This window comes from Halobacillus alkaliphilus, assembly GCF_900113125.1.
GTDB lineage: Bacteria > Bacillota > Bacilli > Bacillales > Halobacillaceae > Halobacillus > Halobacillus alkaliphilus.
Genome location: NZ_FOOG01000029.1, coordinates 43,954 through 52,143 on the forward strand (window position 1 = coordinate 43,954; position 8,190 = coordinate 52,143).

General features: G+C 40.6%; 9 protein-coding genes. 7 read left to right on the top strand and 2 right to left on the bottom strand.

Annotation, left to right across the window (positions count from 1 at the left end; genetic code table 11):
• Positions 1–45 precede the first annotated feature (45 nt).
• Both BMZ06_RS14435 and BMZ06_RS14440 read left to right on the top strand, forming a co-directional pair.
• Entirely contained in the window at positions 46–1,092 is a 1,047-nt protein-coding gene (locus BMZ06_RS14435) for a DUF2332 domain-containing protein (RefSeq protein WP_175477899.1), read from the top strand.
• An 88-nt stretch (positions 1,093–1,180) separates the two neighbouring features.
• Positions 1,181–1,624 (top strand): Hsp20/alpha crystallin family protein, encoded by a 444-nt coding sequence (locus BMZ06_RS14440; protein ID WP_175477900.1) that lies wholly within the window; start codon positions 1,181–1,183, stop codon positions 1,622–1,624.
• Between the two features lie 96 nt (positions 1,625–1,720).
• Here BMZ06_RS14440 and BMZ06_RS14445 read toward each other — a convergent pair whose 3' ends face one another.
• Complete coding sequence (locus BMZ06_RS14445) at positions 1,721–2,251, bottom strand: DUF420 domain-containing protein (RefSeq protein WP_089752936.1); 531 nt, start codon at positions 2,249–2,251, stop codon at positions 1,721–1,723.
• A gap of 235 nt (positions 2,252–2,486) precedes the next feature.
• Between BMZ06_RS14445 and BMZ06_RS14450 the strand changes: the two genes are divergently transcribed.
• The 4 genes from BMZ06_RS14450 (at position 2,487) to uvsE (ending at position 5,202) form a co-directional block, all read left to right on the top strand.
• Positions 2,487–2,693, top strand: coding sequence for a hypothetical protein (locus BMZ06_RS14450; protein ID WP_089752939.1), 207 nt, complete (start codon positions 2,487–2,489; stop codon positions 2,691–2,693).
• A 98-nt stretch (positions 2,694–2,791) separates the two neighbouring features.
• Positions 2,792–3,922 carry an IS200/IS605 family element RNA-guided endonuclease TnpB gene (gene tnpB / locus BMZ06_RS14455; RefSeq protein ID WP_175477901.1) on the top strand — a complete coding sequence of 377 codons (1,131 nt, stop codon included), beginning with the start codon at positions 2,792–2,794 and terminating at the stop codon, positions 3,920–3,922.
• A gap of 68 nt (positions 3,923–3,990) precedes the next feature.
• On the top strand, positions 3,991–4,116 hold the full coding sequence (locus BMZ06_RS21160; protein ID WP_281244481.1) for a hypothetical protein: 126 nt from the start codon (positions 3,991–3,993) through the stop codon (positions 4,114–4,116).
• Between the two features lie 114 nt (positions 4,117–4,230).
• Positions 4,231–5,202, top strand: a complete 972-nt coding sequence (gene uvsE, locus BMZ06_RS14460) for a UV DNA damage repair endonuclease UvsE (RefSeq protein ID WP_089752942.1) — start codon at positions 4,231–4,233, stop codon at positions 5,200–5,202.
• 110 nt (positions 5,203–5,312) lie between these two features.
• On the opposite strand, the gene rlmN is transcribed toward uvsE, so the two are convergent.
• Positions 5,313–6,398, bottom strand: a complete 1,086-nt coding sequence (gene rlmN, locus BMZ06_RS14465) for a dual-specificity RNA methyltransferase RlmN (RefSeq protein ID WP_089752944.1) — start codon at positions 6,396–6,398, stop codon at positions 5,313–5,315.
• 1,060 nt (positions 6,399–7,458) lie between these two features.
• On the opposite strand from rlmN, the gene BMZ06_RS14470 reads away from it, so the two are divergent.
• Complete coding sequence (locus tag BMZ06_RS14470) at positions 7,459–7,965, top strand: universal stress protein (RefSeq protein WP_089752946.1); 507 nt, start codon at positions 7,459–7,461, stop codon at positions 7,963–7,965.
• The last annotated feature ends 225 nt before the right edge of the window (positions 7,966–8,190 follow it).

Below are 8,190 nucleotides of genomic sequence, written 5' to 3' on the forward strand. Positions count from 1 at the left end.
TTCAAACTCTGGATTGCGCTTTTCTTTTACATACTAACAGGGGGTATGAGGATTTTGAATAGCAAGTTAGTCAGTATTTACCGTACATTTGCTCAAGAAGAATGCAGAGGAGTAAGCCGTTTATATGAAGTACTAGCTAGGAATATTGCTGAAGATGAGGAAGTTCTGAAACTCTCTGAAAAAGCAAAGGAAGGACAGCCGGTACCTAATTTACTTTTTGGAGCTGTACATTATTTATTACTTCAAGGCAGGCCGCATAAACTTAAACATTTTTATAGAAGTATGACGGATCAGCCTAAGGATCCTGAAAACTCCTTTCCATGTTTTAAAAATTTCTGCAGGCTGTACTCGAAGGAAATTGAATCACTATTGCAGACGAAATTGGTACAGACAAATGAAGTTCGGAGGTGCACCTATCTTTACCCGGTTTTTTGCGAAGTTTATCGTTTAACCAAGAATCCACTGGCTATGATCGAACTTGGCACAAGTGCCGGGTTACAACTGTTATGGGATCAATATTCATACGTATATGAAGGAGAAGAGGTTTATGGAAACAGAAACTCATCGCTTCTTTTGTCTTCAGAAGTAAGAACAGTTACTGCTCCTTTTTTATTAAAAACGTCACCACCTGCTGGTAAACGGATCGGAGTAGATCTGAATGTTTCAGATTTAACTAATGAAGAAGAGTACCTTTGGTTAAAAGCCCTGATTTGGCCAGAGCATAATGAAAGAAGGCTTCTGTTTGAGAGAGCTGCCTTACATTACGTGAAAAACCCTCCACAGCTTGTAGAAGGGAACGCTGTTGAACTTCTGGAAGACCTTGTTGCGACCGTGCCTGAGAATGAAACACTATGTATTTTTCACACCCATGTAGCCAACCAGCTATCTCATTCGATGAAAAAGGACTTACTTTATAAAATTCGGCAAATTGGCAAACGAAGGAATGTATTTCATATTTATAATAATATGGATGATCAGAAGCTCCATGTAGACGCTATTATCAATCAAAAGGAACAGAGGCATACCATTGGACAGATCGATGGACACGGCCGTTGGTTTGAGTGGCAGCCTCCCCTTATCAGGTTTGACTAATAATTCTTTCACTTAAATTGGTGAAGCTGCCCAGAACACTCTGCACCCCTCAACATAAATTGATAGGAAAGCAGGGGGGATGAGTTTGATGAGTAAGCAGGATGAGCAATTTCCAAAACTATTGAATGATGCCTTCCATAAAATCATCCGATCAATGGATTCATACTTTAGTCATTCCATAAAACAACTGGGAGATTATTTACAGGAGCATACCTTTCCAGTTACACTACAGGAAATCAATAACGAGGTCATTATTCAAGCGCAGCTTCCTGAAGCGGAACGTAGTCAGATTGAAATAGAAATTATAGGGAACCATATACGAATTACTGTCCACCATACAGAAGTTACCGAAATGAGGAATGACCAACATCACCAATATCAAAGACAGCAGACCCGGCAGGTAATGGAACGGACGGTTACTCTGCCTTTCACCATTTCGGAGATAGACACAATTGCACATTTTGACAATGGTATTTTGACGATTAAAACGCCAAAAAGAAATCCAGACAGTGGGTATATAGATATTAAGTAAAAGCTTTTCCTCGGGGAAAGCTTTTTTCAGGCCTCCCTATCTTAAAAAAGCCTTCGTTTGGAAATGCATTTCCAAACGAAGGCTTTTTATTTATGATTAATAGTATGGAGAGATCATCAAGTACACAATAACTCCTGTTAAACTCACGTACAGCCAAATAGGCATGGTCCACCTTGCGATTTTACGATGCTTGTCTATTTTCATAGCGAGACCTCGGAACAGAGTGATCAAGGCCAGCGGCACGATGACAATAGCCAGTAAAATGTGAGAAATAAGGATAAAGTAATAAATGTACTGTAAAACCCCTTCACCTCCATAGGATGTGGAGGAAGACATGGAGTGGTACGTTAGGTAAGAAACAAGAAACAGGGCTGTAGTTGTAAACGCTGCAAGAATAAAACGCTTATGCCACACCACATTTTTACGAATGATCATAAACAACGCAGACAATAAAAAGACAAAAGTAAATGAATTTAATATCGCATTCAAAAGGGGAAGCAGCTTAATGTTAAAGCCAGTCCCACTTTCTATTTCAGGAACAAATAATAAAGCCAACACAATGAGATTGATCGCTATAGAAAGACCAATCACCCATGGAACATAATTAAAATCCTTTTTTAACTCCACTATGATTCACCACCTCAAAAAACAAGTCATGTTAAGTATATCGAAATATAGCATTCACTTCATTAAGGAAAGGGCTGAAAAGGTGACGATAATGTTACATATCAGCATTTAATGAAGAATTTTTTAGAAGGATTGGTTAGCCAATATAGAGTTTTGAACATAAGCAACCGAAAAGTAGAACTTAAAAAATGACTGCGGATAATCACCTCTTATTTGCAGGAGAAGGAGGCGGAGTATGAATTTTGAAAAGAAAAACCAATATCTTTATATGGCACTGGGGCATTTAGGGATGATCTTTGTAGGCTTAGGAGTTATGAGAATGATGTCTGCAATAAACGATTCAGCCGGGTTTGCGTTCACTTTTTTTGGATTTTTATTAATGAATATTTATCATTCTTCGGCAGAAGACTCCCTCTTCAAGCGCCGTGTCGAAGACCGGTGACAAGGGGGAGATGAATGCCGTCGCCGAAAGGCGAATGCCTTTGAATATTCTCCCTTCCGTGATATCCTAAAGTAAGAACATACGTTCCTGATTAGGAGGTGGAAAGGTTGAAGCATAAAGCGTATAACTTTCGTATCTATCCAAATAAAACCCAAGAATCGCTCATCGCTAAGACAATCGGTTGCGCTCGTTTTGTCTTCAACCATTTCCTCTCCAAATGGAGCCGTGCCTACAGGGAAACCGGAAAAGGTTTGAGTTACGCTACTTGTTCCAAACAACTACCCAAGCTTAAAAGAGAATTCCTTTGGTTAAAGGAAGTGGATAGCACGGCCATCCAAACGTCGGTCAAACATCTTTCTGACGCTTATGAACGGTTTTTCAAAAAGCAAAACCAACCTCCACGGTTCAAATCAAAGAAGAACAAAGTCCAGTCCTACACCACAAAATGCACAAACGGAAATATTGCCATCCAGGATCGCAAAATCAAGCTTCCTAAACTCGGGCTTGTGAGATTTGCCAAGAGCCGTGAAGTGAAAGGTCGCATCTTGAGTGCGACGGTTCGCCGCAATCCGACCGGAAAATATTCTGTATCGATTCTTGTTAAAACAGATATTCAGGAACTTCCAAAATCCAACGCTTATGTTGGCATTGATCTCGGATTGAAAGACTTCGCTGTTCTCTCGAATGGCACCACCTATGAAAACCCACGATACCTACGTAAGACCGAAAAGAAACTAGCAAAAGCTCAACGTATCCTTTCCCGAAGGGAAAAGGGATCTTCGAATTGGCATAAGCAACGTATTAAAGTAGCTAGACTTCACGAGAAGATAGCGAACTCCCGCAAAGATTATCTGCATAAGATTTCTACCGAAATCATCAAAAACCACGATGTGATCGGTGTAGAAAATCTCCAAATTTCCAGTATGCTCAAAAACCGAAAACTATCCAAATCGATTAGTGATGTGAGCTGGTCGATGTTCACGTCTATGCTCGAATACAAAGCAACGTGGTACGGGAAGCAGTTGGTAACCGTATCGAACGTTTTTGCGAGTTCACAGCTGTGTTCCAAGTGCGGATACCAAAACAGTGAGGTAAAGAATCTCGCTGTTCGAACGTGGGATTGCCCAGATTGCGGCTGCCACCACGACCGCGACCTAAATGCGAGCTTCAATATATTGAAGGAGATTCAAAGAACCCTTACAACCGTCGGTGCGACGGGGCTAGCCTAATCATTTGAATGAACCGTTAGGTTCGTGCTCTTAGGAATCCCTCAACTTCAAGGAGTGTCAGCGAGTAAGTGGGGGTAGTTCAAATAAACGATTTAGAAAAGAAAATGGGATTTAGCAAGAAAGAGAAAGGGGCTTTCACCGCTGTATTTATCAAAGTATTTGCAGGTTTATCTTTGTGGCTGTACGTAGTGTGAACCTGTAAATAAGGGCATCCTGTTTTTCAGCGTTCTTTTAATCAGGTGGTCATACCTTACATAATCTATGCAGGTTCGCAGAAACTAAGTTAAAAAAGAACCGGGTGATGGCAGATGACATTATACAGGCTGGGCTATGTAGCCATGAGCGTAAATCTTCAAAATGCTTCCCCTTCTCAAACCATGACGTATAAACGGTTTTCAGCGGTTAGAGACCGCGAAGCGGCGATTAGAAAACTTGAGCGTCTTTCTCAATCCAATATACAGAATTGTATAAGGCTTCTAAAGCATAATAAAACTCATGATATTGAATTCTTCAGGTTAAGCTCGCGCCTGGTACCGCTTGCTACTCACGAAGCATTAGAAAAGTGGGATTACCTGTCAGCCATTAAAGAGGATCTTAGCGAGCTTGGAACTTTAGCTGCAAAATGGGGGATTAGACTTGATTTCCATCCCGACCATTTCGTGGTCATAAATTCAATCGATAAAGAAATTTTTAAAACATCGATGAAGGTTTTAAAGTACCACTACCTTTTACTGTACCAAATGGGTCTTGATCCAACTCATCGATGTGTGATTCACCTGGGAGGAAGGTACCAGGATAAAGAAAAATCGCTGGAACGCTTTATAGACAACTGGGCCTTCGTTCCGAAGGGGATTCAGAAAATGATTATGATTGAAAATGACGACACCTCTTATACACTAGAAAATTGTTTGTACGTTTGTGAGAAGTTAAATATCCCCCTTGTCTTTGATATCCATCATCATCTTGCCAATTATGACAACGAACAGTGGGATTCCCACTGGGGACGTGTTTTACATACATGGTCCCGTTCACCCTTATCCGTTAAAATGCACATATCCAGTCCAAAAAGCCATGAGGAGTTTAAAAGTCATGCAGATTTTGTTGATGTGGAATTATTTCTTGATTTTGTCAAACAAACTACCGGATCAACCGATCAAATTGACTGTATGATCGAAGCTAAAAAGAAGGACGAAGCACTTTTTGTATTAGTAGAAGAATTGAAGAAACATCCGAATGTAATTATGGAGAGCGAAAGTACATTTAGGTGGAAAGTAGATTGAGGTAAGTATAGAGCAGCTAAAGAAACAAATAGAGGAATGGGTGTTGTTTTTAGAAGATAGGAAACATCGAACCCTGATTAAAAAAAGCATGAGGCCGACGCCTCATGCTTTTAATTGGTTTGTAATTTTTTCTGTTTGCGCGCTTTTTCTTTTTCAATTTGTTTACTTCTAAGCTGACCGCATGCTGCATCTATATCTGTGCCATGTTCGGTACGGACCCCGCATTTAATTCCGCGATCCATCAATGTCTGATAAAAGGTAAGAATGGATTCTTTTTCACTACGTTCATACGGGTTATCCGCTACAGGATTGTAAGGAATCAAGTTTACGTAAGAGAGATGCTTTTTATTTTGCAGAAGATCAGCGAGTTCTTCAGCTTCTTTCTTATGATCATTAACATCTTTAAGCAAAATGTATTCAAACGTAATCCGCCGGTTTGTTTTTTCAAGGTAGTAGTCAATGGCCGGCATTAGCTTCTCAAGGGGATACGCCCGGTTAATTTTCATAATCTGAGTCCGTAGATCGTTGTTTGGCGCATGAATGGAAAGCGCTAAGTTGATCTGGATACCTTCGTCGGCAAACTCGTACATTTTCGGTGCAATTCCACTTGTAGAAACAGTAATGTGACGAGCGCCGATAGATAGACCTTTTTGATCGTTGACAACCTTAAGGAAGTCGATCAAGTTATCATAGTTATCGAATGGTTCACCTATTCCCATTACAACAATGTGGCTGACACGTTCATCATTTTCCTGTTTGTCCAGGTGCTGCTGCACCTGCATAATCTGCTCGACAATCTCACCGGCTGATAAATCACGGTTTTTTTTCAGTACGCCACTCGCACAGAAGGAACACCCGATATTACATCCTACCTGTGTCGTAACGCATACAGATAACCCATAGTTAAATCTCATAAGAACAGTTTCTATAATATTTCCATCATGTAATTTGAACAGAAATTTGACCGTTCCATCTTGTGATTCTTGTTTTATTTCCTCGGTTAACGTTTCAATTGTAAAATGTTCCTGTAGAAGATCAATACAAGATTGGTTCACATTCTTCATCTGAGAAAAATCAGTTATGCGCTTTTGATAAAGCCAATTCCAAATTTGTTTGGAACGGAACTTTTTCTCACCATGCTCTGTGACCCAGTCCGTCAGTTGATCAAACGTTAAACCATAAATAGATGGTTTCATAAATACGCTCCTCTTTAAAAAAGTTCACTATTTCTATCATAATGGATACAGCTTCAACTTACAACCTTCCACTGAATGTTCAAATTTTTGCTTAATTAAAGACTCTATTAAACCTCAGTGTTGATCCTAAAGTAAAGCTCCCATTACTTGAAGACTTGATTTCGAGACTTTTGTGAGAATTTGGTCCTGCGGGGGACGATTTCGCTTTTCGGCCCTGCACGACGCAGGGTCGTTCGACGTTGTCACAGGATGTGGCGGTCTTAGTCGAACTTCCTATATGTGCTGAGCTTCCTCGGGCTTAACAGCCCTGCGGGATCTCACCGATCATGTTCATCCCGCAGAAGTCTTCATCGTCCCCCTCCGGACCTTGCTAAATAGGGAACTCGAAATCATGTTCGGAACGCCCTGGTTTACGGTGGGGTTAAACCTATAACAATGAGCGTGCACGTGGGAGAATTCCTGCTATAGAAGCATTTAAGGCTAATGCAGGGCACTAGCTTCTCCAATAGTAGGGTACGTTCTTCTCACGTGGCTGGGGTGGCGAAGGAAACAACGAGACTCCCGCGGGAGAAGGAGCTAGGCGAGACCCCACAGAAGCGACCGAGGAGGCTTGCCAGTTTCCCCGCAGGAAAGCGAGTTGTTTCCGCAGCCATCCCTCCTCTATATTAAGTAACGGACCCAAGATATCTCGAAATCGAGTCTACAACAATCCGGTCCTTTAGCGTAATAAGCTTCTTGTGAAAAATCTATTATAAACTTTAACAAAGCATAATTATAAGAATTGGAATAAGAAGATTAAAGGGCTTTCTACTTACAACTTCCGCATTACTGCCTTAGAAACGCTATTCACTATTCAGATTTTAAGAGAAAAGCTTTGGGAAAGGAAATAAAAGACTAGGGCTGATTAACATTAGAGGTTAAAGTTTTACATAAACTGTTAAGCAATTGTTATCTAAATATAAAATTAATTCATGATACAGCGGGTATATACTAAATAAGTCCTCTAAGACATGGATGATGCTGGATATTCCTTATTCAATAGTGGAAAGGATGAAGTTTAATGTATAAAAAAGTAGTCGTAGCATTTGATGGCTCAGAAGGAAGCGAGAAGGCTTTGACTCATGCAGTAGAATTAAGCAGAACCCAGCAGTCACAAATCTCTGTGGTATTTGTAGAGAAGGAAAAGGATAAATACAAAAATAATACAGGTTTTAACATGACTATGCGTAATGACATGACGCTTGAAGAAGGAGGCGCATACGTAGGGGGCTCTGAAGAGCGTATTAGTGAAAAAGAAGTGGTGCAAAGTGAGCCAAGGGCTTACGCAGGAAACCACCCTATTTTTCTAGAAGTCAAAAGAAAACTTGAACGTGAACAGCTCCCTATTCAATATGAATGGCTGGAAGGCGATCCAGTGAATCAATTATGTAATTTTGCTTCCACTCATGAAGCAGATTTAATAGTAATTGGAAGTCGTGGTCACAGCGGGATTAAGAAATTGGTGATCGGAAGCGTGAGTGAAAAAGTAGCTAAAGAATCGGATATTCCCGTATTAATTGTAAAATAAAAAAGAAGTCCGGGCGGAGTGCCCGGACTTCTTTTTGGATATAGAGCCTTTTAATAGGTTTTACCAAAAGGTCTAATAATAAAAGATTAGAAGACGATTTGAACTACCCCCACTTATTCGCTGACGCTCCTTGAAGTTGGGGGATTCCTAAGAGCACGAACCTAACGGTTCGTTCAAATGATTAGGCTAGCCCCGTCGCACTCAAGATGCGACCTTTCACTTCAC